Here is a 26,956-nt window from a genome sequence, read left to right as displayed (position 1 = left end):
GTGTTTCACGTGAAACACGCTCGCCCGCGGTGGCGGCGGAACAGTCCGACGGCGGTGTTTCACGTGAAACACCGCCGTCGGGGACCGGTCAGGTGACGCTCAGAGGTTCTCCGCGCCCATCTGGTCGATGATGCGCGCCAGGTCCTCGGGCGTCGCGAACTCCACCACGATCTTGCCCTTCTTCCGGCCCATCTGGACCTTGACCGTGGTGTCGAAGCGGTCGGAGAGACGCGTCGCCCACTCGTCCACCTGGGGCGAGTTGGCGATCCGCTCCGAGGCGCGGCGGGGGCGGTCGTCGTCCGGCGTCTCCCGGAGCGCGACCATCTCCTCCAACGAGCGGACCGAGATCCCCTCCTGGACGACACGGCCCGCGAGCCGGTCCTGCAGCTCGGGGTCGTCCACGCCCAGCAGCGCACGCGCGTGCCCCGCGCTCAGTACGCCGGCGGCCACACGCGTCTGCACCTTGCCGGGGAGGTTCAGCAGACGCAGCGTGTTGGTGATGTGCGAGCGCGACTTGCCGACCTGGTGGGCAAGCTCCGCCTGCGTGGTGCCGAAGTCGTCCAGCATCTGCTGGTACGCGGCCGCCTCCTCCAGGGGGTTGAGCTGCTGCCGGTGGAGGTTCTCCAGGAGCGCCTCCCGGAGGAGTTCGTCGTCGTCCGTCCTGCGGACGATCGCCGGGATGCGCTCGAGTCCCGCGAGCTTGCTCGCCCGGAAACGCCGCTCCCCCATGATCAGCTCGAAACCGACCTCCGAGCCGACCGGCAGTTTGCGGACGACCACCGGCTGGAGCAGGCCGACCTCGACGATCGACTCCCGCAACTCCTCCAGGGCCTCGTCGTCGAAGTACTTCCGGGGCTGGCGGGGGTTGGGCCGTACGTCGGAGAGTTTGACCTCCTCCAGGTACGTCCCGTCCGGCATCTCCACCGGACCGGGCACCGCGGTCGTGGTGCTCGCCTCCACCGGCTCCGGCGCGGGCGGCGGTGTCGTCTCCCGCTCTCTCTCCACCGGGGCGGGGGCGGGCGGCCCCTGCGGGATCAGCGCCCCCAGTCCCTTGCCCAGACCGCGCCGCTGCTGGCTCACCGGCAACTCCCTCCACACTTCTTGTGATTCCGCCCGGCCCCACCGGGCGGGCGGTGACCGTGTTTCACGTGAAACATCCGGCGTCAGCCGGTGATCCCCCGCGCCCGGTGGGCGATCTCCCGGGCGGCCTCCAGATAGGCGACCGCCCCGGTGGACGCCGGGTCGTAGGTCATCACCGACTGGCCGTAGCTCGGCGCCTCGGACACCCGGACACTCCTGGGAATCAGCGTGTCCAGGACGGTGTCCTTGAAGTGCGAGCGCACCTCGTCGGCGACCTGCTGCGAGAGTCGGGTCCGGCCGTCGTACATCGTCAGCAGGATCGTGCTGACGGCCAGCCCGGGATTCAGGTGGGACTGGACGAGCTCCACGTTGCGGAGCAGCTGCCCGAGACCCTCCAGGGCGTAGTACTCGCACTGGATCGGGATCATCACCTCGTCGCACGCCACCATCGCGTTGACCGTGAGGAGGCCGAGAGACGGAGGGCAGTCGATGAGGATGTAGTCCAGGTCCTCGGTGTCGTACGCGGCGAAGGCCCGCTTGAGCCGGGCCTCGCGCGCGACGAGGGAGACCAGTTCGATCTCCGCGCCCGCCAGGTCGATGGTGGCCGGGGCGCACCACAGGTTGGGGATGCCCGGAACCGGCTGGGCCAGCTTGCGGATCTCCTCGTCCTCGACCAGGCAGTGGTAGATGGAGCGCGTCTGCGTGTCGCGCTCCATCCCGAGTGCAGTGGACGCGTTGCCCTGGGGGTCGAGGTCGACCACGAGGACCCGCTGTCCGTGCATCGCCAGGGCAGCGGCGATGTTCACCGTCGTGGTCGTCTTGCCGACGCCGCCCTTCTGGTTGGCGACGCCGATCACCCGGCAGGACGCGGGACGGGGCCAGGCCTCGTCGTGCCCGCGGACCGCCATGGCCGCATGGGCCGCACGGGCGAGGGGGGTGTCGGGGACGCCGTAGTCGGTCTCGGTCGGTGTTTCACGTGAATCACCGAGCAGATCTCCATAGGCGCCCGGGGATGTTTCACGTGAAACATCGGCGTTGTCGGCTTGGTTCTGGGGCACGAATGAGTTCACCTCTTCCGTCCGCGCTTCTTCTTGCCGCCCCGCGTCTTCTGGGAACCTGCTGACGCGGGCGGACCACCGTCGGATGTCACCGTGACGCGAACGACCGTGGTAGCGGGATCGACTTTACCCCGCCCCACCCTGATCACATCGCTAACGCTAGGCCGCATTTGGGAAACGTCTTCCCGGCCGGCGGCCAGTTCGGCCTCCGCCTGCTCCCCCTTCAGCGCCAACAGGCTGCCGCCCTTGCGCAGAAGCGGGAGCGCCCACCCCGCCAACCGGGGCAGGGGCGCGACCGCGCGAGCCGTCACGAAATCGGTCAGCAGCTCCCCGTGCGCCTCCTCGGCCCTCCCCCGGCGCACCACCACGTTGGGCAGGTCCAGGAGCTCGACCGCCTCGTCGAGGAAGACCGTCCTGCGCAGCAGCGGCTCCAGGAGGACCATGCGGATGTCGGGGCGCATCAGTCCGAGCACCAGACCGGGGAGCCCGGCACCCGAGCCGATGTCCACGACCTCGGCGCCCTCGGGGATCAGTTCCTCCACGACGGCGCAGTTGATGAGGTGGCGTTCCCAGAGGCGCGGCACCTCCCGCGGGCCGATCAGACCACGGCGCACCCCGTCGTCGGCGAGCAGTTCGGCGTAGCGCCGCGCCTTCGGCAGGGAGTCACCGAAGACCGCCTCCGCCTGCACGGGGGCAGCGGGTAGCGCGGCACCGGGGTCCTCAACATCCGAGGTCATCGGTCACCCACCTGTCGGAACTCGTCCATCGTCACTTCCATACTCGGTCCGCCGCACCCGGGACTCCGCGCGCGGCGCGGCTTCGGTCGGCGAGGGAGATCCGCGCTGCGGATCGCTGTTCCGCGCGCATGAGAAAAGATCCTTCATGATCCTACGTGCGGGCGGCACCAGGGTTTCACGCGGAGCCGCCCCCGTGCGCGTGTCGCGGCGCGCCCCCACTCTCCCGCGGCGCCCCTGATGGCGCGTGTTTCACGTGAAACATTCTCGTTGCCCCGACCTGCCTCCCCCACCGTTTCACGTGAAACGTCGACACGCCGACGTGGCGACACCGCGACCGGGCGACGTGTCGACAAGCCGACCCGCCCCGGGGACGCCCGCCCCGAGGACGCCCGCCCCGGGGGGACGACACCTCCACCGCGGCGCCCATCGGGACACTGGACGGCGGCCGGCCCCGGAGCACACGTCCGCGCCGACGGAGGCGCCCGAGGGCCCCTCCGTCGCACTGAGGACTCCCGGGGGCGGTACCGCGGACAGGCCTCGGACGCACGGAACCGACCGCACAAAAGAAGGGGGTGACGGTGTTTCACGTGAAACACCGTCACCCCCCACGGGGGAAGCTCCCCTACGAGGCGGGATGCACCACGACGTAGCGGTTGGGCTCCTCGCCCTCCGACTCGCTGCGCAGCCCGGCGGCGGCGACGGCGTCGTGCACGACCTTGCGCTCGAACGGCGTCATGGGCTCCAGCGGGTAGATCTCGCCGGACTCCTTGACCTTGTCGGCAGCCTCGGTTCCGATCTGGAAGAGCACCTTGCGGCGGCCCTCGCGGTAGCCGCCGATGTCCAGCATCAGCCGGCTGCGCTCACCCGTCGCGCGGTGGACGGCCAGACGGGTCAGCTCCTGGAGGGCCTCCAGGACCTCGCCGTCCTCACCGATCAGCTCGTCGAGGGTGGACCCCACCACGGAGACCATCGCACGGTCCCCCTCGACGTCCATGTCGATGTCGCCGTCGAAGTCCCCGATGTCGAGGAGTCCCTCGATGTAGTCCGCGGCGATGTCGCCCTCGTTCTCCAGGGCCTCGACATCGACTCCGGTCTCAGGCGCCTCAGCCACCGCTACTCCACCGTTCTCTTCCTCGCTACTGCCCACAGCGATCCCGTCTCCTCATCCATCACGCCCTGGCCGTCGTACGCCTCAGGGGCATTGTCGCCTGCGCACTCGAAAGTCTCCGCAACCGACGCGAAGCAGGGAGGACCCTACTGGGATCCGCCACCGGAGCGCTTGGAACGCGACTGCTTCTTCGGCTGCTTGCGTTCGATCTTAGGCTGTTCCTCCGGCTCAGGAGCGGATTCGGCGGCCTTCTTTCGGCCGAGCATCCCCTTCGCCGAGCCGCTGGGCGCGGAGCCGCCCTTGGCCTTGTCGTCGGCCTGTCCGGGGAGGGGCTGCTTCCGGTAGAGGAAGTGCTGCTGGACCATCGTCCAGACGTTGGAGGTCACCCAGTAGACGAGCACACCCACGGGCATCGCCAGACCGAAGAGCCCGAAGAGGGGCGCCATGTACATCATGATCTTCTGGGTCTGCATCATGGGGTTGTCAGGCATCTGCGAGATGCTGCGCTTCATGCTCTGACGCATGGTGAGGAAGGTCGTCGTCCCCATCAGCACACAGGCGATGGCGATGATGATCTTGGCCATGATCGGGTTGGTGGCGCCCAGGGCCATCAGCTCTTCGGGGGAGCTGTTGAACTGCGCGGCGATCGGCGCGGAGAAGATCAGCGCCTGGCGGGCGCTCTCCACCAGCTCCGGCGTGAAGTTGTACTGGACGTTGCCCTCGGCGACGCTCCGCAGCACGCTGAAGAGCGCGAAGAAGACCGGCATCTGGAGGAGGAGCGGGAGGCAACCCATGATCGGGTTGGTACCGCTCTCCTGGTACAGCTTCATGGACTCCTGCTGGAGCCGCTGCTGGTCGTGCTTGTAGCGCTCCCGCAGCTTCATGATCTTCGGCTGGATGTCCTGCATCTTCCGCTGCGTGTTCATCTGCTTGACGAACAGCGGGACGAGCAGGAGCCGCATGAGAACGGTGAGCAGCACGATGGACAGGCCCCAGGCCCAACCGCTGTCTGTGTCGAGGCCGACGAAGGTCAGACCCGCGTGGATCTGGACCAAGATCCAGCCGACGATGTTGTAAAGCCAGTCCAGCACCGGCCAACTCCTATTTGCTTCGGTTCAGCTACTGGTCCCCGGGAGCGGTTCCGGCGTGACCGGCCTCGCCCGTAGACTCCTCGGACTCCTCGCTCCGACGCCCTCTGGGCGGCGGAACCGGATCAAGACCCCCCGGGTGGAAGGGGTGGCAACGGCCGATCCGCCTGATCGCCAGCCACGACCCGTAGAGGGCTCCGTGCACGCGCAGCGCCTGGACGGCGTACGTACTGCACGAAGGGTAGAAACGGCAGACCGGGGGGAAGAGCGGGCTGATGAAGCGTTGGTAGCCCCGGATGGGCAGGATCAGCACACGCGCGAACGCCGTCGGTCTGTGCTCGGTCATCGGCTCGCCCACCGTTCTCCACCCTCGTCCGGGCGGCGGTTCCCTGCTGTTTCGCTCTTCACCGGGTCCGCCTCGGGCGGCCGGGGTCCACCGCGGCCGCGCCGACGACGCGACGACGATCCACGGGAACGCATCACCGCGGCGATCGCGCTGTCGAGTTGCGAGGCCAGGTCCCCCTGCCGCAGGGAGGCGGCGACGGGCTTGGCACGCACTACCAGCAGGCTACCGTTTGGCAGAACAGCCAAGAGAGGCCGCATGGCGTGGCGCAGCCTGCGCTGGACGCGCTTGCGCACCACCGCTCCCCCGACCGCCTTGCTCACGACGAAACCGACGCGCGGCGGGTCCGCGGGAGCCGCCGGATCGGCGGCGCCGGGCGGGGGCGGAAGGTAGGCGACGCCCACGGCGTCGCGCGAGGAGCGCCGACCGGAGCGCATGACGGAGGCGAACTCGGCGCTGTGGCGCATCCGGTTTCTCGGCGACAGCATCCGCGCTCCTCCGGGTGTCGGGACTTCTCCCCACGAAAAAGGGACCGGCCGGCGAGAAGGCCGGACCGGTCCCGAAGAACTTGGGGCTGAGCGTGGCCTAGTGGCTCACGGTCAGCGCCGCGCGCCCCTTACGACGACGCGAGGCGATGATGGCGCGACCGGCGCGCGTACGCATGCGCAGCCGGAAGCCGTGGACCTTCGCGCGACGCCGGTTGTTCGGCTGGTACGTACGCTTGCTCACTACTGGCTCCAGGGGCGTGTCAGGAAAGTACTACGACGGACCCCCAGGATATGCGGGGTCTCAGGGTGCATGAACCGCAGCCGCGCGACCGTGATGACAGGTGCGCAGGCAGATGATCGGCATAAGCATAAAGAAGATATGACCTGGTGCGGTCGCGGTCAAATCAGACCTGTCGGCGGGCCGTCCGGGCGGTCTCCGGGGCGACGGCCGCCCCGCTCCCCCGCGCGACGCCCCGCACGCCACCAGCCTGTGGACAACTTGTTGTCCACAGGCGCCTCCGGCTTCCACACACCCCCGCCCCTGTGGATAACCTCAGCCTGTGGATAACTTCCGGCGCCGCCGCCCCCCGCGACGGCCGACCCCGGGCCCGACGCGCGTACACATCCCCTGACCTGCTGATTGTGGATAACTCTGCACTGTGCACAGAGATCTGCCATCCTGTGGATAAACCTGTGGACAACTTGTGGACAACGCCCCGGATCTGTGGATACCCCGTCGTGGCCGTCCTCGCGGCGACTCCCTGGCAGTGAGGTTGTCCACAAGCACAAACCACACCGAAACGCCTACGCCACCGCGTTCCCCTGCCCCGGCACTACCCCGGGGGGAGGACAATGGGAAGTCGCTCCCCGAGGCCTCCGGCCCCCGCGGGTGCATGACCGACGGCACTCCGCAGGCTCCCCGATCGCCCGTCCCCTCCCGCTCCACCCGCACCGCACAGATCCGCACCGAAGGGACAGCACCCATGGCAGGTCACCTTGGCTGACGCACAGGTCAACCTCGCAATGGTCTGGTCCAGCGTGTTGGACGGGATCGACAACGACTCCCTGCCAGCGCACCAGAGGGCATGGCTGCCGCAGACCCGTCCACTGGGCCTGATCGAGGACACCGCGCTGATCGCGGCGCCCAACGAGTTCACCAAGAAGGTGCTGGAGACGCGCCTCTACCCCGCCATCAGCAAGGCGCTCTCCGCCCACCTGGGCCGGGACATCCGGGTCGCGGTGACGGTCGACCCGACCGCCGTGCCGACCCCGCCGCCCACCCCGGTGGCCCCGGCGTCCTACGGTCACCCTGCCGCGCGAGGCGTGGAGTCGGAGCGCGCGCACACCTTCTCCCCCGGCACCCCCGGACTGGCCTCGGCCGGGTCGTCCTCGCCGACGGCCCCCGCGGAGCCCCACGGGTCGGCCCCGCAAGCACGGCCCGGGCCGCCCAGGGGCCAGCACGCGCGCCCCGCCGCGCCGCAGCCGGGCGGGCTCCCGGAGGGCGTGAACCCGCCGTCCGGACCGGGAACCGGGGACGCCGCCGCGGGAGCGGGCGCCCACCACACCCCTGCGCCGCAGGCCGCCCACCAGCCGTGGCCCGCCGGACCGACGGGGGAGGCCGCACGAGCCGACCTGCTCGGCCCCACCCCGCCCGCGGACGCCTACCCGCGCGACGGCGGCGCCGGCCCCCGGCCCCACCCGGCCGGGCAGGCCCCCGACCACGGCGCCCCGCACCCGGACCACGGCGCCGCAGAGGACGGCCAGGGGGCCCAGGCGTACACGGCCCAGGACATTCCGGCGCCCTGGGTCCAGCAGACGTTCGCGACCCCGCAGGAGACGCCGACCTCCCCCCTGTGGGAGCAGCCCTCCGCCAGGGAGCGCCACCGGGAGCCGGAGTCGTGGCAGCAGCAGAGCTGGAGCGGCCCCGGTTGGGACCAGCCCAACCGCTGGGAGACCCCGCGGGGCCCGGCCGTCGAGCCCGAGCGGTTCGCGGCGCCCGAGGACGGGGCGCACCAGGCCCCCGCCGCCCCGGAGCCCGCCCCCGAGCAGCGGCCCCAGCCGGTCCGGGCGTCGGCGCGGCCGAACCCGCCCTCCCCGTCACCGCCCCCCGGGCGCTCGCCGGAGGTCCCGCCGGGCGAGCACGCGCGGCTGAACCCCAAGTACACCTTCGACACCTTCGTCATAGGCTCCAGCAACCGCTTCGCGCACGCCGCGTCGGTCGCGGCGGCCGAGGCGCCCGCCAAGGCCTACAACCCCCTGTTCATCCACGGGGGCTCCGGGCTCGGCAAGACCCACCTGCTGCACGCCATCGGGCACTACACGCACCGCCTCTACGAGGGCTCGCGCGTGCGGTACGTCAGCTCCGAGGAGTTCACCAACGAGTTCATCAACTCGATCCGGGACGGCAAGGCGGACGGCTTCCGCCGCCGCTACCGGGACATCGACGTGCTCCTGGTGGACGACATCCAGTTCCTGGAGAACAAGGAGCAGACGCAGGAGGAGTTCTTCCACACCTTCAACACGCTGCACAACTCCGACAAGCAGATCGTCATCTCCAGCGACCGGCCGCCCAAGCAGCTGACCACGCTGGAGGACCGTATGCGCAGCCGGTTCGAGTGGGGCCTGCTCACCGACGTCCAGCCGCCCGAGCTGGAGACGAGGATCGCGATCCTGCGCAAGAAGGCCGCGCAGGAGGGCCTGGCCGCCCCGCCGGAGGTGCTGGAGTTCATCGCCAGCAAGATCTCCACCAACATCCGCGAGCTGGAGGGCGCGCTGATCCGCGTGACCGCCTTCGCGAGCCTGAACCGGCAGTCGGTCGACCTGGACCTCACCAGCCAGGTGCTGCGGGACCTGGTGCCCAGCACGGAGGTGCCTGAGGTCACGGCCGGGGCGATCATGTCCCAGACGGCCGCCTACTTCGGCCTGACGGTCGAGGACCTGTGCGGGACGTCGCGTTCCCGGGTCCTGGTCACAGCCAGGCAGATCGCCATGTACCTGTGCCGGGAGCTGACCGATCTGTCGCTGCCCAAGATCGGCCAGCAGTTCGGTCGCGACCACACCACGGTCATGCACGCCGACCGCAAGGTCCGCGCGCTGATGGCCGAGCGGAGGTCGATCTACAACCAGGTGCACGAGCTCACCAGCCGGATCAAGGACCAGCCCTCGCTGACCTGAGCCGCGTTCCGCGACCGTCGAGGGGCCCACCGGACGGTGGGCCCCTCCGTCGTGCCCGCCCCCGCCGGGCCCGCACGCCGTCCCGCGGACATGTCGCCCTGTCCACAAGGCGATCCGTCCACAAGGCGACGTGGCGACATGTCGGCCTCCAGCGCCCGTCCACGAGCCCCCGGCGGAGTTATCCACAGGCTTGTGTGCGCGAACACCCCTCCTCGGGCGGTTCGCCCCTCCTGGCACCGCGGGCGCGGTTCGTCCGCGACACTCTCCGTTTCCCCTGGTTCCCGGGCCTCGCGGCCCTCTGTTGCCATGCCCACACCGGCGCCCGGCGGTCTCGGATGCCGCTCCGGCCCTGATCACGGGGCATGTCGGGGAGAGTGCCTGTGGAAAAACCTGTGTACAGACTCTTTGTCCGTGTTCGGGAGGTCTGTGGGGGGAGGCGGAAAAAAACTTTGACGGATTCTCGCGGAGGTTATCCACAAGAGGGGGTCGAAATCTGTGGACAACTCTGTGGACAAGCTGTGGACAACCGCGCCGAAGCTGTGGGTAACCCACCCCTTCCCTGTGGACGCCCACGGGGGCCCTCGCGCTTCCACACCCCGCCCGGCTGTGGAGAACCTGGGGAAAACCTGTGGACGAACCTGTGGACGCGGTGTGGACAACCAGAAGGGGCCTCTGGTTGTCCACAGGGACCTTGAGTTACGCACAGGGTTACCCACAGGACCTGTGGACAGAAATTCGCGGTCTGACCTGCAGCAACGATGGTTATCCACACTATCCACAGGCCCTACTACTACTGCGCACCTTCATTAACCAAAGTGTGGCTTCACAACAGCTTCGCGGAAAATCTGTGGACAAAGGCCCGAGACGAGAGCGACGACAGACCGGAGCCGAGCTGTCAGCGGCAGGGGAGGAATCCGGGTAACGTGTGGTCTCGCCCCTGTCCTCCGCCGCCCACATCCGAGCGGTGACCCCTACGGGATCCGAGCCGGCTCCCAGGCGCTGTCCACAGCCCTGTCGACGGAGCACTCCGGCGGACCCACAGACACCCCACGAGCTGCAACGTTGAGGCTTCGACCGGTACGCCGGTCGTGCGGAAAGTGAGTCGGAAAGTGAAGTTCCGGGTCGAACGCGACGTACTGGCTGAGGCAGTCGCCTGGACCGCGCGCACACTGCCGACGCGCCCCTCGGTGCCGGTCCTGGTCGGCATCCTTCTGGAAGCCGGCGAGTTCGAGGGCCGGCAGCAGCTGCGCCTGTCCGGCTTCGACTACGAGGTCTCCACCCAGGCGGCGGTCGACGTCGACGTCGAGGAGCCCGGCCAGGTCCTGGTCACCGGCAAGCTCCTCGCCGAGATCACCCGCAACCTTCCTCCACAGGCTGTGCAGATCGCCACCGACGGGCCCAAGGTCGTCGTCACCGGCGGCAGCGCGAAGTTCACGCTGAACACCATGCCCGTCGAGGACTACCCCACGCTCCCGGAGATGCCCGGCGTGAGCGGGACCATCGGCAGCGACGCCTTCGCCGCCGCCGTCAGCCAGGTGGCCGTGGCCGCCGGCCGTGACGACACCCTGCCGATGCTCACCGGCGTCCGCGTCGAGATCGAGGGCGAGACGATCACGCTCGCCTCCACCGACCGCTACCGCCTGGCCGTGCGCGAGCTGACCTGGAAGCCGGAGAACCCCGACCTCTCCGCGGTCGCGCTGGTCCCGGCCAAGACGCTCCACGACACCGCCAAGTCGCTGACCTCCGGCGCCGAGATCTCCATCGCGCTCGCCAGCAGCGACTCCGGCGAGGGCATGATCGGCTTCGAGGGCGGCGGCCGCCGCACCACCTCGCGCCTGCTGGACGGCGAGTTCCCGAAGTACCGGGCGCTCCTGCCGGACACGTTCAACTCCGTCGCCGAGGTCGGACGCGCCGAGTTCATCGAGGCGGTCAAGCGCGTCTCGCTCGTCGCCGAGCGCAACACCCCTCTGCGACTCTCCTTCACCCAGGGCCAGCTGGTCCTGGAAGCCGGTACCGGCGAGGAGGCCCAGGCCGTCGAGGTCCTGGAGGCCGATCTGGACGGCGACGACATCCAGATCGCGTTCAACTCCGGATTCCTGCTGGACGGGCTCGGCGCCATCGGCACCGACGTCGCCCGCATGAACTTCACCACCTCGACCAAGCCGTCGATCCTCACCGGGAAGCCGGCGGAGGAGGGCTCGGCCCCCGAGTACCGCTACCTGATCATGCCGGTGCGTCAGCCCGGCTGATCCGGACAGGTTCGATTGACTGGCGTCCGCCGACCGGCCCGCGGCTTCCGCCCGGGCCGGTCGGCGTCCATCCACAGGTGGCGAAGGGGAGTACAACCATGCAGCTCGGCATGATCGGTCTCGGCAAGATGGGCGGCAACATGGCCGCCCGGCTCCGGGAGAAGGGCCACGAGGTCGTCGGTTACGACGTCGCCTCCGACGAGCGCGACGTCGACACCCTGGAGGCGCTGGTCGGCCGGCTGGCCGCCCCCCGCACCGTCTGGGTGATGGTCCCCGCGGGCGATCCCACCTCCGCCACGGTCGCCGAGCTCGGCGGTCTCCTGGAGGAGGGCGACCTCGTCATCGAGGGCGGCAACACCCACTACGTGGACGACCGCACCCGCGCGGAGTCACTGGCGGCCAGAGGCATCGGCTACGTCGACGCCGGTGTCAGCGGAGGCGTCTGGGGCCGACAGAACGGCTACGGCATCATGGTCGGCGGCGCGGCGTCCGACATCGAGCGGGCGCGCCCGGTCTTCGACGCGCTCACCCCCGACGAGGGCGGCGGCTTCGTGCACGCCGGCGGCGTCGGTGCGGGCCACTTCGTGAAGATGGTCCACAACGGCATCGAGTACGGCATGATGCAGGCCTTCGCCGAGGGCTACGAGCTCATGGCCGCCTCGGACGTCGTGGACGACGTGCCGGGCACGTTCGAGAGCTGGCGCGAGGGCACGGTCGTGCGGTCGTGGCTGCTCGACCTGCTCTCCCGGGCCCTGGAGCAGGACCCCGACCTGGCTGAGCTGCGCGGCTACGCCCAGGACTCCGGTGAGGGCCGTTGGACGGTCCAGGCCGCCGTGGACCTCGCCGTCCCGGCCCCGGCGATCACCGCGGCGCTCTTCGCCCGGTTCGCGTCCCGCCAGGAGGACAGCCCCTCCATGAAGGTCGTCGCCGCGCTGCGCAACCAGTTCGGCGGGCACGCCGTCACCAAGGCCGGCGCCGCCGACGACCACGACGAGCCCTAGAGCCCGTCCACCCTCCCGCCCCGGTCCCGCGGCGCACGCCCCGGCACGGTCGTGCCGACCGCCGCGCACAGGACCGGTGCCGGGCTGCGGCCCGGGGCGCGACGCGCCCGCACCGCACTCCTCCCCGGGGACGCGCTCCCGTGCCCGGGACCACCGCACCCTTCCCCGCCCGTTGTCCGCGCTCCCGCACCAGGAGGAAGGCCGGATGTACGTATCCCACCTGCAACTGGCCGACTTCCGCTCCTACGAGTCCGCGCTGCTGGAACTCGCGCCGGGCGTGAGCGTGTTCGTCGGCTCGAACGGCCAGGGCAAGACCAACCTCGTCGAGGCGATCGGCTACGTGGCCACCCTGGGGAGCCACCGGGTCTCCTCCGACACCCCGCTGGTCCGCCAGGGCGCGCCCCGGGCGATCGTCCGGGCGAAGGTGGTCCGCGACGACCGGTCCATGGTCGTGGACCTGGAACTCAACCCCGGCCGTGCCAACCGGGCCAGGATCAACCAGGCCGCCGCGGGTCGGCCGCGCGACGTCCTGGGGATCCTGCGCACGGTGCTGTTCGCGCCGGAGGACCTGTCCCTGGTCAAGGGCGACCCCGGTGAGCGGCGCCGTTTCCTGGACGACCTCCTGGTGGCCCGTACGCCCCGCATGGCGGGGGTCCGCTCCGACTACGACCGGGTGCTCAAGCAGCGCAACGCGCTGCTGAAGTCCGCCTCCACCCGCATGTTCAAGCAGCGTGCCGCGCCCGATCTGAGCACGCTGGAGGTCTGGGACGACCACCTGGCCGAGGCGGGTGCGGAGCTGCTGGCCGCGCGTCTGGCCCTGGTGGAGGAGCTGCGTCCGAGGATCGGTGCCGCGTACGCGGGGCTGACCGACTCGGGCGGGCCCGCCGTCCCCCACTACCGGAGTTCCGCGTCGGCGGAGGGAACCGGGCTCCCCGAGGGGCGCCCGCAGCTCGCGGACGTGCTCCGCGCGGCCATGGCGGAGTCGCGCGACAAGGAGCTCCAGCGCGGGATCAGCCTGGTGGGGCCGCACCGCGACGACCTCCACCTCCAGCTCGGGGACCTTCCGGCCAAGGGGTACGCCAGCCAGGGCGAGTCCTGGTCGTACGCCCTGTCGCTCAAGCTCGCCGCGTTCGAGCTGCTGAGGGAGGACGGGGACGACCCGGTGCTGATGCTGGACGACGTGTTCGCCGAACTCGACAGCGAGCGGCGCCGCCGGCTGGCCGAACGGGTGCGCGACGCCGAGCAGGTCCTGGTGACGGCCGCCGTCGCCGACGACATCCCCCAGGAGCTGGACGGCGCGCGGTTCGGAGTGCGCGAGGGGGCCGTCGAGGGTGAGTGACCGCCATCCACAGCCTGTGGACGCGCAGCGCGGATCCCCCGGCTCGGACCCGGGGGCGGGGGTGTCGGCCCTCGGGCAGGGTGTGCTTCGTCCACAGCCTGTGGACGAAGCACGCCACTCCCCCGACCCCGTCCCGGCCGCCCCGGCGGTCCCCGCCGAGCCCACGGCGTCCGGCGCCGACCTCGCGCGGCAGGCGCTCGCGCGGGCCAAGGCCGAGGCGCGGGACCGCGGCGCCGTGCCCCGCGGCTCCCAGCGCTCGCGGCGGCGTGGCCGGTTGCGGTCACGCAACGAGCCCCAGCTGTTCGGCGAGGCTGTCCGGACCTGGCTGATCGAGCACGGGTGGCAGGAGCAGGTGGCGATCGGTGGCGTGTTCGGCCGCTGGTCGGACATCGTGGGCGAGTTCAACGCGGAACACCTGCGCCCCGAGAGCTATGCGGAGGGCGAACTGGTCGTGGTGGCGGATTCGCCCACGATGGCCGCCCACGCGCGGGCGATGGTGAGGGACCTGATGCGCCGCCTCAACGAGGAGCTGGGCGACGGAACCGTGGTCGCGATCAAGGTCAAAGGTCCCGGATTCCGGCGTCGCTGAACCGCCCTCCCCCGCCTCCCGAGGGCGTGGATGCCCTCCCGTCTGTCCACAGGCTGTGGATAGTCGCAGGTGAGCGCGTTCTCCCCGGGGGTGCTGTGCTGCCGGGGGTACGGGGTGCGGGTGCGTGGACCGGTGCGGGTGATGCCGGTCCGGCGCCGTTCCCAACGCCACTGAAGCGCGCCGGGACTTGCGGGAGACCCCTCCCGCGTGTAGGGAGTCGGCTCCCTCCCTGAACGTTCGCTGTGATGCGGCACAGGGCCGCCAATGCCACTTTGTCGTACCGCGCGGGGTATCATGGAGACGGTTCTTCAGACGCCTGTAGCCGGTACCACGCCCCCAGTAGAGGGTGGGCGGACGGCCCATGCGGCTAACGGTGATCCCCCAGGTGTCGCGGCACGTCGACCCTCCGATCCCCGTGTCGCGGGCTTACCGTCGTCCGCTCGGCCACGGTCGGCAGGCGTCCCCAGCAGGAGGGTGTTCCCAGTTGGCCTACGACGCAGGTTCAATCACGGTTCTCGAGGGTCTTGAGGCAGTCCGCAAGCGCCCCGGAATGTACATCGGTTCAACCGGAGAGCGGGGCCTGCACCACCTGGTCTCCGAGGTCGTCGACAACTCCGTCGACGAGGCGATGGCGGGTCACGCCGACGCCATCGAGGTCACTCTGTTGGCCGACGGCGGGGTGAGGGTGGCCGACAACGGCCGCGGCATCCCGATCGATCTCCACCCGGTGGAGAAGCGTCCGGCCGTCGAGGTCGTGCTGACCACGCTCCACGCCGGCGGCAAGTTCGACGACAAGTCCTACGCGGTCTCCGGCGGCCTGCACGGCGTCGGCGTCTCCGTCGTCAACGCGCTGTCCACGGCGCTGGACGTGGAGATCCGCAAGGACGGGTTCGTCTGGCGCCAGCACTACGAGATGACCGCCCCGACGGGCGATGTCATCAAGGGCGAGGCGACCGACGAGACCGGCACCCAGATCACCTTCTGGGCCGACGGCAGCATCTTCGAGACCACCACGTTCTCGTTCGAGACGCTCGCCCGCCGGATGCAGGAGATGGCCTTCCTCAACAAGGGGCTGTCCATCACCATCCGCGACGAGCGGCCCGAGCACACCGACGGCGGCCCGACCGTCAGCACCTTCCACTACGAGGACGGCCTGTCGGACTACGTCCGGCACATCAACGCCAAGAAGGAGCCGGCGCACGCGTCGATCATCTCCTTCGAAGAAGAGGGCGACGGCATCGCGGTCGAGATCGCCATGCAGTGGAACCAGTCGTACACCTCGTCGGTCCACACCTTCGCCAACACGATCAACACGGCTGAGGGCGGCACCCACGAGGAGGGCTTCCGCTCCGCGCTCACCACCCTGGTCAACCGGTACGCCCGCGACCAGAAGCTGCTGCGCGAGAAGGACGACAACCTCACCGGCGACGACATCCGCGAGGGTCTGACCGCGATCATCTCGGTCAAGCTCGCCGACCCGCAGTTCGAGGGCCAGACCAAGACGAAGCTCGGCAACACCGAGGCCAAGTCGTTCGTCCAGAAGGTCACCAACGAGCACCTGCGCGACTGGTTCGAGCGCAACCCGGGCGAGGCCAAGGACGTCGTGTCCAAGGCCAGCCAGGCCGCCCGCGCCCGTGTCGCCGCACGCCAGGCCCGCGACCTGACCCGCCGCAAGACCCTCCTCGAATCCACCTCCCTCCCGGGCAAGCTGTCGGACTGCCAGTCCACCAACCCGGAGGAGTGCGAGGTCTACATCGTCGAGGGCGACTCGGCCGGCGGCTCCGCCAAGGGCGGGCGCAACCCGCACAACCAGGCCATCCTGCCCATCCGCGGCAAGATCCTGAACGTGGAGAAGTCCCGGATCGACCGGATCCTCAAGAACAACGAGGTCCAGGCGATCATTACCGCCCTGGGAACCGGCATCCACGAGGAGTTCGACGCCGAGAAGCTCCGGTACCACAAGGTCATCCTGATGGCCGACGCCGACGTCGACGGCCAGCACATCCGCACGCTGCTGCTCACCCTGCTGTTCCGCTTCATGAAGCCGCTGGTCGAGGCCGGGAACGTGTACCTGGCCGCGCCGCCGCTGTACAAGATCAAGTGGGACCAGAAGGGCAGCGACGCGAGCTACGCCTTCTCCGACGCCGAGCGGGACCGGGTCATCGAGTCCGGGATCGCCCAGGGGAAGAGGGACCCGCGCCCGCGCGACATGGTGCAGCGCTTCAAGGGTCTGGGCGAGATGAACGCCAACGAGCTGTGGGACACCACGATGGACCCGGACCGCCGCGTCCTGCTCCAGGTCAGCCTGGAGGACGCGGCCCAGGCCGACGACATGTTCAGCGTGCTCATGGGGGAGGACGTCGAGTCGCGGCGCGCCTTCATCCAGCGCAACGCCAAGGACGTCCGCTTCCTGGACATCTAGAGGGACCGTGCCCGGGACGCGGTCCCGGGCAGCGAACCACGCTCAACGCAAGCTTCGTAGAAGGGATCGACATCCGTGACGGATGCGAACAACCCGGACGCCCCCGAGGGAGCGGACTCCACCGTTGAGGCCCTCCCGCGCGTGACCGACCGGATCGAGCCGGTCGACATCCAGGTCGAGATGCAGCGCAGCTACCTCGACTACGCGATGTCGGTCATCGTCGGCCGTGCGCTCCCCGACGTCCGGGACGGCCTCAAGCCGGTCCACCAGCGCGTGCTCTACGCGATGTACGACGGCGGCTACCGCCCCGACCGCGGCTACTTCAAGTGCGCCCGCGTCGTCGGCGACGTGATGGGCAACTACCACCCGCACGGCGACAGCGCCATCTACGACACCCTCGTGCGGCTCGCCCAGTGGTGGTCCATGCGGATGCCCCTGGTCGACCCCAACGGCAACTTCGGCTCCCCGGGCAACGACCCGGCCGCCGCCATGCGGTACACCGAGTGCAAGCTCGCCCCGCTGGCCATGGAGATGCTCCGGGACATCGACAAGGAGACCGTCGACTTCCGGCCCAACTACGACGGCCGCTCCTCCGAGCCCGTCGTACTCCCGGCCCGTTTCCCGAACCTGCTGGTCAACGGCTCGTCGGGCATCGCGGTCGGTATGGCGACGAACATCCCGCCGCACAACCTGCGCGAGATCTCCGAAGGCGTCAACTGGTACCTCGACAACCCGGAGACCGAGGACGAGGAGCTGCTCGACGCGCTGATCCAGCGGGTCAAGGGCCCCGACTTCCCGACCCGCGGACTCATCGTCGGCAAGCGCGGCATCGAGGAGGCGTACCGCACCGGTCGCGGCTCCATCACCATGCGCGCCGTGGTCGAGGTGGAGGAGGACCCCCGGGGACGCCAGACCCTGGTCATCACCGAGCTGCCCTACCAGGTCAACCCGGACAACCTCGCCCTGAAGATCGCCGACCTCGTCAAGGACGGCAAGATCACCGGCATCGCCGACGTCCGGGACGAGAGCAGCGGCCGGACCGGCCAGCGTCTGGTCATCGTGCTCAAGCGCGACGCCGTCGCCAAGGTGGTCCTCAACAACCTCTACAAGCACACGCAGCTCCAGGAGACCTTCGGCGCGAACATGCTCGCGCTGGTCGACGGCGTGCCGCGGACCCTGCGCCTGGACCAGATGATCCGGCACTGGGTCAAGCACCAGGTCGAGGTCATCGTCCGGCGCACCAAGTACCTGCTGCGCAAGGCCGAGGAGCGGGCGCACATCCTGCGTGCGCTGCTGCGCGCCATGGACCGCATCGACGAGGTCATCAGCCTCATCCGGGCCAGCGCCTCCGCCGACGAGGCGCGTACCGGCCTGATGAACCTCCTGGAGATCGACGACATCCAGGCCCGCGCGATCCTCGACATGCAGCTGCGCAAGCTCGCCGCGTTGGAGCGCAACGCGCTGACCGCCGAGTACGACGAGCTGATGTCCCAGATCGCCGACTACAACGACATCCTCGCCTCGGACGTCCGCCAGCGGAACATCATCCGCGAGGAGCTCGGGGAGATCGTCGAGAAGTACGGCGACGAGCGGCGCACGCACATCATCCCGTTCGAGGGCGACATGCGCATGGAGGACTTCATCGCCGAGGAGGACGTGGTCGTCACGATCTCCCGCGGTGGATACGCCAAGCGCACCCGCATCGACAACTACCGGGCGCAGAAGCGCGGCGGCAAGGGCGTGCGCGGCGCCCAGCTCAAGCAGGACGACATCGTCCAGCACTTCTTCGTCACCACCACCCACCACTGGATCCTGTGCTTCACGAACCAGGGCCGGGTGTACCGGACGAAGGCGTACGAGCTGCCGGAGGCGGCACGCGACGCGCGCGGCCAGCACGTGGCGAACCTGCTGCCGTTCCAGCCCGGCGAGGAGATCGCGCAGATCATGGCGCTGCGCGACTACGAGGCCGCGCCCTACCTGGTGCTCGCCACCCGTGAGGGCCTGGTCAAGAAGTCCCGTCTGGAGGACTTCGACTCGGCGCGCGCCGCCGGCATCATCGCGATCAACCTCCGCGACGAGGACGAGCTGATCGCCGCCCGCCTGGTGTTCCCCGACGACGACCTGCTGCTGATCTCCAGCGACGCCCAGGCGATCCGCTTCCCGGCGTCCGACGAGTCGCTGCGGCCGATGGGCCGGGCCACCAGCGGTGTGATCGGCATGCGGTTCCTGGAGGGTGACTACCTGCTCAGCATGGACGTCATCCGCCCGGACGACGGTTCGACCGACGTCCTGGTCGCCACGGAGAACGGCTACGCCAAGCGCACCCCGTCCGAGCAGTACCCGGTGCAGAACCGGGGCGGCAAGGGCGTCCTGACGGCCAAGGTCGTCGAGGCCAGGGGCAAGCTGGTCGGCGCGATGATGGTCGACCCCGAGGTGGACGAGATCTTCGCGATCACGTCCGGGGGCGGCGTCATCCGCACCGGGGCCGCGGAGGTCAAGCAGTCGGGCCGCACCACCATGGGCGTCCGCCTGATGAACCTCGACAAGGGCAACAAGATCGTCGCCGTGGCGCGCAACGCCGAGGCGGCGGAGGAGGCCGAGGCGGACGCCGTCGCGGCCGAGGTCGCGGAGGCCGCCGAGGCCGCCGCCGACACCACCGACACGGGCGAGAACACGGTCGACGGGGATCGCAACCCTGAGGCCTAGACTGCGCGTTAAGCCCGATAAGGACCGTGGGGTTCGCTTCGCGAACCCCACGGGGTCCGAGCGCGCCGATAACCCGTTCCCAACGAAAGTCCAGCGGTAACGTTTCTATGTCTGACAACCAGCGGAACACCACCACGAACGAATCCGACTCGGACACGGCAGGAACCGCCGCGGTCGGGGACATGGAGACGGCCGAGAGGGACAAGGTCGAGGCAGAGGCCACCGGAACCGCCGAGACGCCCGCGAGCGAGGGCGTCGAGGAGTCCGGGGAGGAGGCGAAGGCCCCCGCCGAGGCCGAGGCCGAGACCAAGGTCGAGGCCGAGCCGGAGCCCGAGGCCGCTGTCACGGCCGAGGCCGAGGATCCCGTCGTCCCCGTGGCCGCGTCGTCCACGACGTCCGAGCCGTCGGAGGAGGAGCCTGTGGCGGAGAACCGCGCTGAGGCGGGGGGTACGCCAGTGACCGATACGAAGGCCTCGGTGCCCGAGGGCCCGAGCGCCGTGAAGGCGAGCTTGTCCAGTCGCAAGGCCCACCTGACGGTGTCCCGGGTGGAGCCCTGGTCGGTGATGAAGTTCAGCTTCGTCGTCTCGTTGGTCTGTTTCATCATCCTGTTCGTGGCGATCGCCGTCATCTACGCGACGCTGTCGATGCTGGGTGTCTTCGAGGAGCTGACCAGCATGATCGACGCCCTCCTGGAGGGTGACGGCGGTGACGGCGAGCTCGGTCTGAACCCGGCCGCGTGGTTCTCGCCGGGTCGCGTGCTCGGCTACACCGGTGTGGTCGGCGCGCTGAACATCGTGCTGATCACGGCGCTGTCCACCGTGGGCGCGATGGTCTACAACCTGGTCGCCGACCTGGTCGGCGGCGTGGACGTGACGCTGTCCGAGGCCGAGTAGGTCGTTCGTGCGGGCCCGGTCCTCCTTGGGAGGGCCGGGCCCGCACGCGTACCGAGCACTCCGGCACAGGGGTAAAATGGGAGGTGAAGAGGGGCGCGGAATCCGTGTCTCCCTTGGCTTCCGTGCCAGGTATCCGGTTCGCTCCGGGATCGCGGATACGGTAGAGTTCCCTCGGAACAAGGGCGTATAGCTCAGTCGGTTAGAGCGCATCCCTGATAAGGATGAGGCCCCAGGTTCAAGTCCTGGTACGCCCACACAGCTTGTTCACAGCAGAGCCTTGCTTCTCCGGTCGGAGAGCAGGGCTCTTCTTGTTGTGGCCGCCGTTCGGCCGCGGGAGCGCGGGGAATCCCCGGGCCCACGGGGCGCTCCCCCGCGGTGGAGGCGAACCGACTGGTCGACGAGTCGCCGTGTCTACAAGGGGCCGAAGCGCCGTGTCGCCCCGGATCCGGCCGACGTCCCCCGACGGGGCGTGCCCGGGGGCGCCCCGGTGACCATCCGGGCCGGTCCGGCCATGCCGGAGTACGCGACGTCGGCACGCTCCTGAGTTCCAGAAGGAACGTCACCAGCCGGACGGTGTCGTCGGTTCGCAGATGCAGTGGGGATTCGGTGGGGGCGTGCAACCTCCCCGCGGCGGGAGGCGCGGAGAGGCAGTCGAGGTGATGCCTTTCCCGTTGGCACTGACCTCTCGAGGTGTTGTGCGGCCCAAATTCCGGAGGCGTACCCCGTTCGCATACGGCCACCCCATTCCCGCCGTGAATGGCCAGGAATACCACTGCGTATCACTCTTTGTTTGCTGGTGATCACGCTTTGTTGGTGCGTGGCGGTTTTGCGGAGGGTCACAGGGTCATGACAACTCATGCCGCTCCAGGCGGCAGAGGAACCTCATCCTCCTCGTTTCCCCCGGCACTCGAAAGGTGACAGCACCATGGTGGTCTACAACGCGAGGGTCTTCGGCGAACTCGTCATCACCCACGTCGACAACGCCAGCTGGCATTGGGACGACAGGGGCGCGGGCGGGAGGAGGGCCAGCTTCTGGCAGCCCAACCTCCCCCCTGACTACCGTCGGCTCGGCACGATGGTCATCCCGGACAGGGGTACCCACAACCTCCCCTACGACGGACCGGAGAGGACCAAGGAACACACCGTGGCCCTGTGTGTGCGGGAGAACCATCCTGTTCCCCCGGCCGGGCGCAAGCCGGCGCTGGCCGACCCCGTCGACTACGAATGGGTCTGGGACGACTCCGACACCGGTTCCAAGTACGGGGGCGCCCTCTGGCGTCCCACGCCGCCGGAGGGCTATGTGGCCATGGGCCTGGTGGCCTCGGACAACTCCCACGACAAGCCTCCGCTGGACGCCGTGGTCTGCGTTCGCGAGGACCTCACTTTTCCCGCAGTCGCCTCCGACGAGCCGGTCTACGACGACAAGGGAGCCGGCGGCAAGCACACCCTGAGCGTCTGGCGCAACAACGTGCCCCCGACCTACTACGACAACAGCGACAGCACCCGTGTCCTGATAGCGCCCAACACCTACACAGGCCACGCCTCCCACGACAAGCCGACCTTCCTGCCCGAAATGCGCGTGCTGTGCCTGCCGATTCCCTCGGAGAAGTCCGCCAAGCCGCCTAAGCCCTCCCTGGAGGACCGCACCCGCCCGCACGGCAGGACCCCCGAGACGCTCACCAACCTCGTCTGGCTGCCCTTCACCGCGGTTGAGGACAAGCACAGGTCCACCGAGTGGAAGCTGGCCAACTCGCCGTTCTACCGGGTCGAGCGCAAGGTGTCCTGGTCCCTGCTGAGCTTCATCGACAACGACACCAGCACCACTCAGTCCGTCACCGACACCGTCACCACCGGCGTCGAGAAGGAGAGCACCAACACCTTCAGCGTCAACACCGGCCTAGAGATCTCGGCCACCAGCGGTGTGTCGGTCGGGATCATCAACGTCTCGGTCACCAGCACGGTGAGTCTGGAACTGGGTTTCTCCCATGCCCGGTCGGTCAAGGAGCTGGAGTCACACTCCGTGTCCCGCACCCTCCAGGCGCCTGCGGACCACGCCGCGGCCGTGTGGGTCGGTACCCACACGTTGCAGGTCACGCGCGATGACAGGAGCCTCGTCGCGGAACCGGTGACCTTCCACGGCAACAGCTTCCACTACGACCAGTTCCCCGACGCCCCCACGGCGGAGCCCGCGTCCGCGAACACCGCAGCGGCCCCGGCCAAGGCTGCCGAAGTCGGAAGTCCCACCAAGCCCATCGCGGCCGCGGGATCCGGCAAAGCCGCTGCGAACACCAAGCGGTCCTCCCGGACGTAACACCCAGGTGGCCCGATCCCGGGGTGCGGCAGCCGAGTGGGGAAGGGAGTCCGCTGCCACCTGGCCAGGCATGGGACTCGGGTGAGCGGTGCGGTCTCGGAGACCGTCTCTGCGCCGTGTCGCCCCGGATCCGGCCGACGCCCTCCCCCGGCAGGGGCACGCCCGGGGCTCCACGAGCTCTGCTGCGGCTCCCGGGCGGCTCCGCCGGAGTTCGCCCGTACCGCCCGGGTAACCCGCCGTCTCCGGCGAGGTGCGGGGGCGCTCCCCCCCCGCCGTGGTCGCGGCCGCCCCGGCGGGTCCGATCAACGCCCGGACCGCGCCGGCGGGGCCGGAGGGGACGCGCGAACATCCCCGCCGGACCCGCCTCCGCTCACGCAGGGCAGGTCCGACGGGGATGCTCCGCCCTCTCGGACGAGGGCCCGGTCGCCGCTTCGCGCAGCCGACCGCGGGCCCGGCGGTTTCTCAGGCGGCGGCCTGGTCCGTGACGCGCTGGATGGCCTCGACGGCGATCTCGGGCTGGTCGACGTGGATGTAGTGGCCGCTCTCGTCGGCGGTGCTGAGCCGGCTGTTGCTGGAGACCTCCGCCCACTTCTCCTGGCCCTCGGTCCACACGCGCTCCAGGTCGTCCCCGTACTCGGGGATCTCGCCGAGGTACTGGACGCCGTGCTGGATGATCTCCGTCGGGATGTCCCCCGCGGAGCGGACCGCGTCGCTCTCGATGAGGATGCTCTCCGGGTTCTCCCCCTCGAACACCGCGATGTTCTGGGCGCGGACCTCGGCGCCGGCGCCTGTGGCCGACTCGGGGATCACACCGGTGATGTCGTCGAGCATCGTCGGGGATGTGGCGTCCAGCAGAACCAGCCCCCTGACCCTGTCCGTGTGGTCGGGGGCGTAGCGTGCGGCGATCAGACCGCCCAGCGAGTGGCCTGCCAGGACGACCGGGCCGTCACCGGCGACGTCGTCGAGGACTGCGGTCAGGGTCTCCCCGATGTCGGCGATGCTCTGGGGGCCGGCCGGCTGGTCGCTCTCGCCCTCGCCGAACCGGTCGTAGGAGCAGACCCGGTCCGTTTCGCTCAGGGTCTCCTGAAGGTCGGCCAGGGTGTCCAGCCCGTCGCCCATCCCCGCCATCAGGACGATGACCGGCCGGTCGTCCGCCGGGGCGCCGGAGCAGGAGACGTTCACGGAACCGCCGTCGACGGCGAGCATCTTCGTTCCCGTGAACAGTTCCCCTTCGGTCATCACCTCCTCCGCGGCGGTTTCCAGGTCGGTCTGCGCCTCCTGCAGGCCGGACCGCACATCGGAGAGCGCCCCGCATCCGGTGAGCCCTGTGACGGCCAGGGTGCAGCAGAGTGCGGTCAGAGCGGTCGCCCGGACGGTGCGGGACATGAGGGCCTCCAGTGAGGGAAACGGGATGAGGGGCGAACGGAGCCGCGGGGCGGGAGGGGCGTTCTCGTCGGCGACGACCCCGCCGTACGGGCCGCGCGGTCGGCCGGGAGCAGAGGGTGTGGCCCCTGCCCCGCGAACGGAAAGCCGCGCCCGATGAGAACGCTACGGATTCGGCGCTCCGTGGTCATCACCGCACAGTGGACACCTGTGTGTCCCTCTTATGGGGGACAGGCCCCGACCCGCGGGCGGTGCGGGGCCCGCGCCACCCCGGTCCGTAGCGTCCTCTCGCGGGGGGCGCCGCGACAGAGTCGACGGATCGACGGGTCGACGGGTCGACGTGGCGACGAGTCGACATCGGGGCGAGTCGTCATGTCGACCCCGCACGCGCGGGTCAGTCCCGGCCGTCCCGCGCGGCGGCCTCCTTCTTCTCCTCCAGCCCGATCGAGATGCGGCGCATGACGTCGAGCTGGGCCGGGTTGTAGAGGTCCCTCATGGCGGCGACGACGGTCTCCGCGGCGAACCGGGGGTTCTTCGGCGCCATCGTTCGCACGTCGCCCAGAGCAGGGTGCTCCGCGAGGAGGTCGCGGACGGGCTCGATGAACCGTTCCGCCAATGCGCGCCGGGTCTCCTCGTCGGCATCGGCGGGCAGGTGGTTGAACTCGGCCTCTCCGGGGAGCAACTGCTCCTTCTGGATCACCTCCCGGTACTCGTCCAGGGCGGAGGGTTCCAGCAGCCTCGACATGACGACGGCGAGCGAGCGGTCGGCGTCGGGCAGGTTCGTGCCCGCGGGCAGGCCCAACTCGGGAGGAAGGTCGATGGGTGAGGACTTGCGCAGCACCAGGGAGAGTTCGAGGCGCACCCGCTGGAGCCGCTCGATGGTGCCCGCGAGTTCGGCGTCCAGCGCTCGCAGCGCCTCCTCGGGGTGCTCGTCGGCGTCCCCCATCTCCGCGATCTGGGCCAGGGTGAACCCCAGGTCCGCCAGGCGCTTGATCCTCAGGATCCGCACCAGGTGCGCCACGCCGTAGCTCTTGTAGCCGTTGGCCCGCCGCTCCGGCTCGTCCAGCAGGCCCACCTCGTGGTAGTGCCGCACCGCCCGCAGGCTGGTGCCGGCGAGCTCCGCCACCTGACGGGTGCTCCAGGTCATGGTCCCCTCCTCGCGTGTCCGGCGCCGTCGGCACGGGCGTGCCGACACAAGCCATTGGAAACCATGCCGTTACGGCACAGTCAAGTCCTGGCGTCGGGCACGGCCGACCAGGACGGGGTGTCGTGCCCGCCGGAGCGGTGGGGGAACCTCCGCGGTGGCGTGCGTGAGCCGCGGCAGGGGGTCTGCTCAGTCGACCGCGGTCGTGGAGGTCCGGCCCGCTGCGCAGGCGCACTCCGGCTCGCACGCGGGTTCGGAGCACTGTGGGCGGGGAGTGGGCACCGACGAGAGGGGGTCGGCGCTCGTGGTGTCGAGAGGGACCCGGTGGGTGTGCGCGTCCGGTCCGCCCTCGTCCCGGTCGTCCAGGGATCGGAACGCCGGGACGGCGAGAGCGACGACGGCCGTGACGCCGGTGAGCACCGCGAGGACGATCCCGGCGGCGTGGAGCCCCGCCGTGGCGGCCACGGCCGCGAGCGGGGCGGAGGCGAGGGCGGGTGCGGCGAGCATGAGGGAGTTCTGCGCCCCGAGCACGCGGCCGCGCATCGCGTCCGGGGTGGCCTCGATGGTCAGGATGCCCAGGACGGCGCCGACCGGGGCGTTGGTCAGGCCGATCAGCGCCGCTGCTCCGAGGACCACCCAGGGGGAGGACAGGGTGGCGATCGCGGAGAAGCCCAGCAGGAGGCCGACCATGCCGATCACGAACCACGTCCGGCGGCGCACGCGTCCGGTGAAGAGGGCGAAGACGGCGGAGCCGACGATGCTCCCGGCCGCGAGCGCGCTCAGCGTCATGCCCGCGAGGCCGGGGAGGCCCTCGGCGGTGAAGTAGGCGGGCATGAGGGTCGTCTGCAACACGCTGATGGCGGCCACGAACATCGAGATGACGAGCGTGGCGCCGAGGACGATACGGCTGGTGGCCAGGAATCTCCACGCCTGCGCCAGGTCGGTCGCCGCCCGGCGGACCACGCCCGGGGCGGGCGCGGTGCCGTCCGTCGCGGGCTCGGGGAGGGGGACGGTTCCGGCGCGCCTGTCGATGGTCAGTGTGAGCAGTGCGGCGAGGACGTTCGTCGCGGCGGTCGCGTAGAGCACCACGGGGGTCAGGCCGAGCAGCACGACGAGGAGGCCGCCCGCGCCGGGTCCGGCGAGCAGCAGGACGTTGCTCAGGGTCTCGCGGGTGGCGACCAGGCGGTCCAGCGTCCCCCTGCGGTCGCCGTCCAGCCTCGCCATGGCGGGGAGGAGGGTTTCCAGGGCGGTCGTCCCCGGCACCCGGATGACGGCGCCGACGACCGCCACCCCCACGAACCACGCCATGGACAGACCCCAGACGGCGTCCACGACGGGGAGGGTGGCCACGGACCCCGCTGCCAGGAGGTCGGAGGTGGCCGAGAGCCTGCGGCGGTCGACCCGGTCCACGAGCAGGCCGCCGAGGAGCCCCACCACGGCGGAGGTCGCCGTGGTGACCGTGGCGAGGATCCCGGCGGCGAGGACGTCTCCGGTGCGGTCCAGTACGAGCAGGGGCAGTACGGCGGCCGCTATGCCCTTGCCGAGGAGCGACAGCCCGTAGGAACTCAGGTAGATCACGGAATTGCGACGCACGCGGGTGCTCCTCGTCCTGGTTGTCGATGTCGATGCCGGTGCACGGGACCGGGCGGGAGCCGGGTGCGCGGCTCCCGGGGCCGCCCGGCGTCCCTCTGGCGGCGGCGCCGTCGCGGGGACGCGACGGCCGGCCGGGGCCGGGTGTCACCCACCGGCGTTGTGGGGGTGCGGTGGAACCAGCAGAAACGGTGCCCTCGCGGCACACTCAACCCCTGGGCCGGGTGATGGGCGTCACTTTCCGCGGGGCGGT

20 protein-coding genes and 1 tRNA gene are annotated in these 26,956 nt (G+C 70.1%); 10 read left to right on the top strand and 11 right to left on the bottom strand.

What is annotated here, in order from left to right; translation table 11 throughout:
* Positions 1 to 99 precede the first annotated feature (99 nt).
* The 8 genes from Q8791_RS28495 to rpmH form a co-directional block, all read right to left on the bottom strand.
* Positions 100 to 1,080: a ParB/RepB/Spo0J family partition protein gene (locus Q8791_RS28495; protein WP_330094926.1), complete on the bottom strand. Its 981-nt coding sequence runs from the start codon at positions 1,078 to 1,080 to the stop codon at positions 100 to 102.
* 83 nt (positions 1,081 to 1,163) lie between these two features.
* Positions 1,164 to 1,988 carry a ParA family protein gene (locus Q8791_RS28490; RefSeq protein WP_330094928.1) on the bottom strand — a complete coding sequence of 275 codons (825 nt, stop codon included), beginning with the start codon at positions 1,986 to 1,988 and terminating at the stop codon, positions 1,164 to 1,166.
* A 158-nt stretch (positions 1,989 to 2,146) separates the two neighbouring features.
* Positions 2,147 to 2,875, bottom strand: coding sequence for a 16S rRNA (guanine(527)-N(7))-methyltransferase RsmG (gene rsmG / locus Q8791_RS28485; RefSeq protein ID WP_330094925.1), 729 nt, complete (start codon positions 2,873 to 2,875; stop codon positions 2,147 to 2,149).
* Between the two features lie 622 nt (positions 2,876 to 3,497).
* The gene (locus tag Q8791_RS28480; protein ID WP_330094924.1) at positions 3,498 to 3,986 is read right to left on the bottom strand and encodes a Jag family protein; all 489 of its coding nucleotides are present in this window, start codon (positions 3,984 to 3,986) and stop codon (positions 3,498 to 3,500) included.
* Positions 3,987 to 4,129: 143 nt separating this feature from the next.
* The gene (gene yidC / locus Q8791_RS28475) at positions 4,130 to 5,074 is read right to left on the bottom strand and encodes a membrane protein insertase YidC (protein ID WP_330094923.1); all 945 of its coding nucleotides are present in this window, start codon (positions 5,072 to 5,074) and stop codon (positions 4,130 to 4,132) included.
* 28 nt (positions 5,075 to 5,102) lie between these two features.
* On the bottom strand, positions 5,103 to 5,417 hold the full coding sequence (yidD, locus tag Q8791_RS28470) for a membrane protein insertion efficiency factor YidD (protein WP_330094922.1): 315 nt from the start codon (positions 5,415 to 5,417) through the stop codon (positions 5,103 to 5,105).
* The gene (rnpA, locus tag Q8791_RS28465; RefSeq protein WP_330094921.1) at positions 5,414 to 5,902 is read right to left on the bottom strand and encodes a ribonuclease P protein component; all 489 of its coding nucleotides are present in this window, start codon (positions 5,900 to 5,902) and stop codon (positions 5,414 to 5,416) included. The genes yidD and rnpA overlap by 4 nt, the downstream gene beginning before the upstream one ends.
* A 97-nt stretch (positions 5,903 to 5,999) precedes the next feature.
* Entirely contained in the window at positions 6,000 to 6,143 is a 144-nt protein-coding gene (gene rpmH / locus Q8791_RS28460; RefSeq protein ID WP_013155858.1) for a 50S ribosomal protein L34, read from the bottom strand.
* A 782-nt stretch (positions 6,144 to 6,925) separates the two neighbouring features.
* On the opposite strand from rpmH, the gene dnaA reads away from it, so the two are divergent.
* From dnaA to Q8791_RS28410, 10 genes are all read left to right on the top strand, one after another.
* Positions 6,926 to 9,076, top strand: coding sequence for a chromosomal replication initiator protein DnaA (gene dnaA / locus Q8791_RS28455; RefSeq protein WP_407942066.1), 2,151 nt, complete (start codon positions 6,926 to 6,928; stop codon positions 9,074 to 9,076).
* A gap of 1,109 nt (positions 9,077 to 10,185) precedes the next feature.
* On the top strand, positions 10,186 to 11,325 hold the full coding sequence (gene dnaN / locus Q8791_RS28450) for a DNA polymerase III subunit beta (protein WP_330094919.1): 1,140 nt from the start codon (positions 10,186 to 10,188) through the stop codon (positions 11,323 to 11,325).
* Between the two features lie 98 nt (positions 11,326 to 11,423).
* Complete coding sequence (gnd, locus tag Q8791_RS28445) at positions 11,424 to 12,326, top strand: phosphogluconate dehydrogenase (NAD(+)-dependent, decarboxylating) (RefSeq protein ID WP_330094918.1); 903 nt, start codon at positions 11,424 to 11,426, stop codon at positions 12,324 to 12,326.
* 205 nt (positions 12,327 to 12,531) lie between these two features.
* On the top strand, positions 12,532 to 13,665 hold the full coding sequence (recF, locus tag Q8791_RS28440) for a DNA replication/repair protein RecF (protein WP_330094917.1): 1,134 nt from the start codon (positions 12,532 to 12,534) through the stop codon (positions 13,663 to 13,665).
* A gap of 100 nt (positions 13,666 to 13,765) precedes the next feature.
* Positions 13,766 to 14,254, top strand: a complete 489-nt coding sequence (locus Q8791_RS28435) for a DUF721 domain-containing protein (protein ID WP_330094916.1) — start codon at positions 13,766 to 13,768, stop codon at positions 14,252 to 14,254.
* Between the two features lie 484 nt (positions 14,255 to 14,738).
* Positions 14,739 to 16,676, top strand: a complete 1,938-nt coding sequence (gene gyrB / locus Q8791_RS28430) for a DNA topoisomerase (ATP-hydrolyzing) subunit B (protein WP_330094915.1) — start codon at positions 14,739 to 14,741, stop codon at positions 16,674 to 16,676.
* 75 nt (positions 16,677 to 16,751) lie between these two features.
* The gene (gene gyrA, locus Q8791_RS28425) at positions 16,752 to 19,382 is read left to right on the top strand and encodes a DNA gyrase subunit A (protein ID WP_330094914.1); all 2,631 of its coding nucleotides are present in this window, start codon (positions 16,752 to 16,754) and stop codon (positions 19,380 to 19,382) included.
* 107 nt (positions 19,383 to 19,489) lie between these two features.
* Positions 19,490 to 20,275: a DUF3566 domain-containing protein gene (locus Q8791_RS28420; RefSeq protein WP_330094913.1), complete on the top strand. Its 786-nt coding sequence runs from the start codon at positions 19,490 to 19,492 to the stop codon at positions 20,273 to 20,275.
* Between the two features lie 180 nt (positions 20,276 to 20,455).
* Positions 20,456 to 20,529: transfer RNA gene (locus Q8791_RS28415), tRNA-Ile, on the top strand.
* Positions 20,530 to 21,200: 671 nt separating this feature from the next.
* A complete protein-coding gene (locus Q8791_RS28410; RefSeq protein ID WP_330094912.1) occupies positions 21,201 to 22,586 on the top strand; it encodes a Vps62-related protein in 1,386 nt (461 codons plus the stop codon).
* Between the two features lie 462 nt (positions 22,587 to 23,048).
* Here Q8791_RS28410 and Q8791_RS28405 read toward each other — a convergent pair whose 3' ends face one another.
* The 3 genes from Q8791_RS28405 to Q8791_RS28395 all read right to left on the bottom strand — a co-directional run bounded on the left by Q8791_RS28405 (position 23,049) and on the right by Q8791_RS28395 (position 26,706).
* Positions 23,049 to 23,972, bottom strand: a complete 924-nt coding sequence (locus tag Q8791_RS28405) for an alpha/beta fold hydrolase (protein WP_330094911.1) — start codon at positions 23,970 to 23,972, stop codon at positions 23,049 to 23,051.
* A 391-nt stretch (positions 23,973 to 24,363) separates the two neighbouring features.
* A complete protein-coding gene (locus Q8791_RS28400; protein WP_330094910.1) occupies positions 24,364 to 25,116 on the bottom strand; it encodes a MerR family transcriptional regulator in 753 nt (250 codons plus the stop codon).
* Positions 25,117 to 25,302: 186 nt separating this feature from the next.
* A complete protein-coding gene (locus tag Q8791_RS28395; RefSeq protein ID WP_330094909.1) occupies positions 25,303 to 26,706 on the bottom strand; it encodes an MFS transporter in 1,404 nt (467 codons plus the stop codon).
* Between the last annotated feature and the right edge of the window lie 250 nt (positions 26,707 to 26,956).

The organism is Nocardiopsis codii (assembly GCF_036327455.1).
GTDB lineage: Bacteria > Actinomycetota > Actinomycetes > Streptosporangiales > Streptosporangiaceae > Nocardiopsis > Nocardiopsis codii.
The sequence above is the reverse complement of the archived record's forward strand: the minus strand, read 5'-3'. Positions and strand labels throughout refer to the sequence as shown.

Coding starts and splice junctions, on each gene's coding strand:
- rsmG (WP_330094925.1), bottom strand. CDS start 2,875: ATGACCTCGGATGTTGAGGACCCCGGTGCCGCGCTACCCGCTGCCCCC.
- rnpA (WP_330094921.1), bottom strand. CDS start 5,902: ATGCTGTCGCCGAGAAACCGGATGCGCCACAGCGCCGAGTTCGCCTCC.
- Q8791_RS28400 (WP_330094910.1), bottom strand. CDS start 25,116: ATGACCTGGAGCACCCGTCAGGTGGCGGAGCTCGCCGGCACCAGCCTG.
- recF (WP_330094917.1), top strand. CDS start 12,532: ATGTACGTATCCCACCTGCAACTGGCCGACTTCCGCTCCTACGAGTCC.
- Q8791_RS28420 (WP_330094913.1), top strand. CDS start 19,490: ATGTCTGACAACCAGCGGAACACCACCACGAACGAATCCGACTCGGAC.
- Q8791_RS28405 (WP_330094911.1), bottom strand. CDS start 23,972: ATGTCCCGCACCGTCCGGGCGACCGCTCTGACCGCACTCTGCTGCACC.
- gnd (WP_330094918.1), top strand. CDS start 11,424: ATGCAGCTCGGCATGATCGGTCTCGGCAAGATGGGCGGCAACATGGCC.
- yidD (WP_330094922.1), bottom strand. CDS start 5,417: ATGACCGAGCACAGACCGACGGCGTTCGCGCGTGTGCTGATCCTGCCC.
- Q8791_RS28490 (WP_330094928.1), bottom strand. CDS start 1,988: ATGGCGGTCCGCGGGCACGACGAGGCCTGGCCCCGTCCCGCGTCCTGC.
- dnaA (WP_407942066.1), top strand. CDS start 6,926: ATGGTCTGGTCCAGCGTGTTGGACGGGATCGACAACGACTCCCTGCCA.
- Q8791_RS28410 (WP_330094912.1), top strand. CDS start 21,201: ATGGTGGTCTACAACGCGAGGGTCTTCGGCGAACTCGTCATCACCCAC.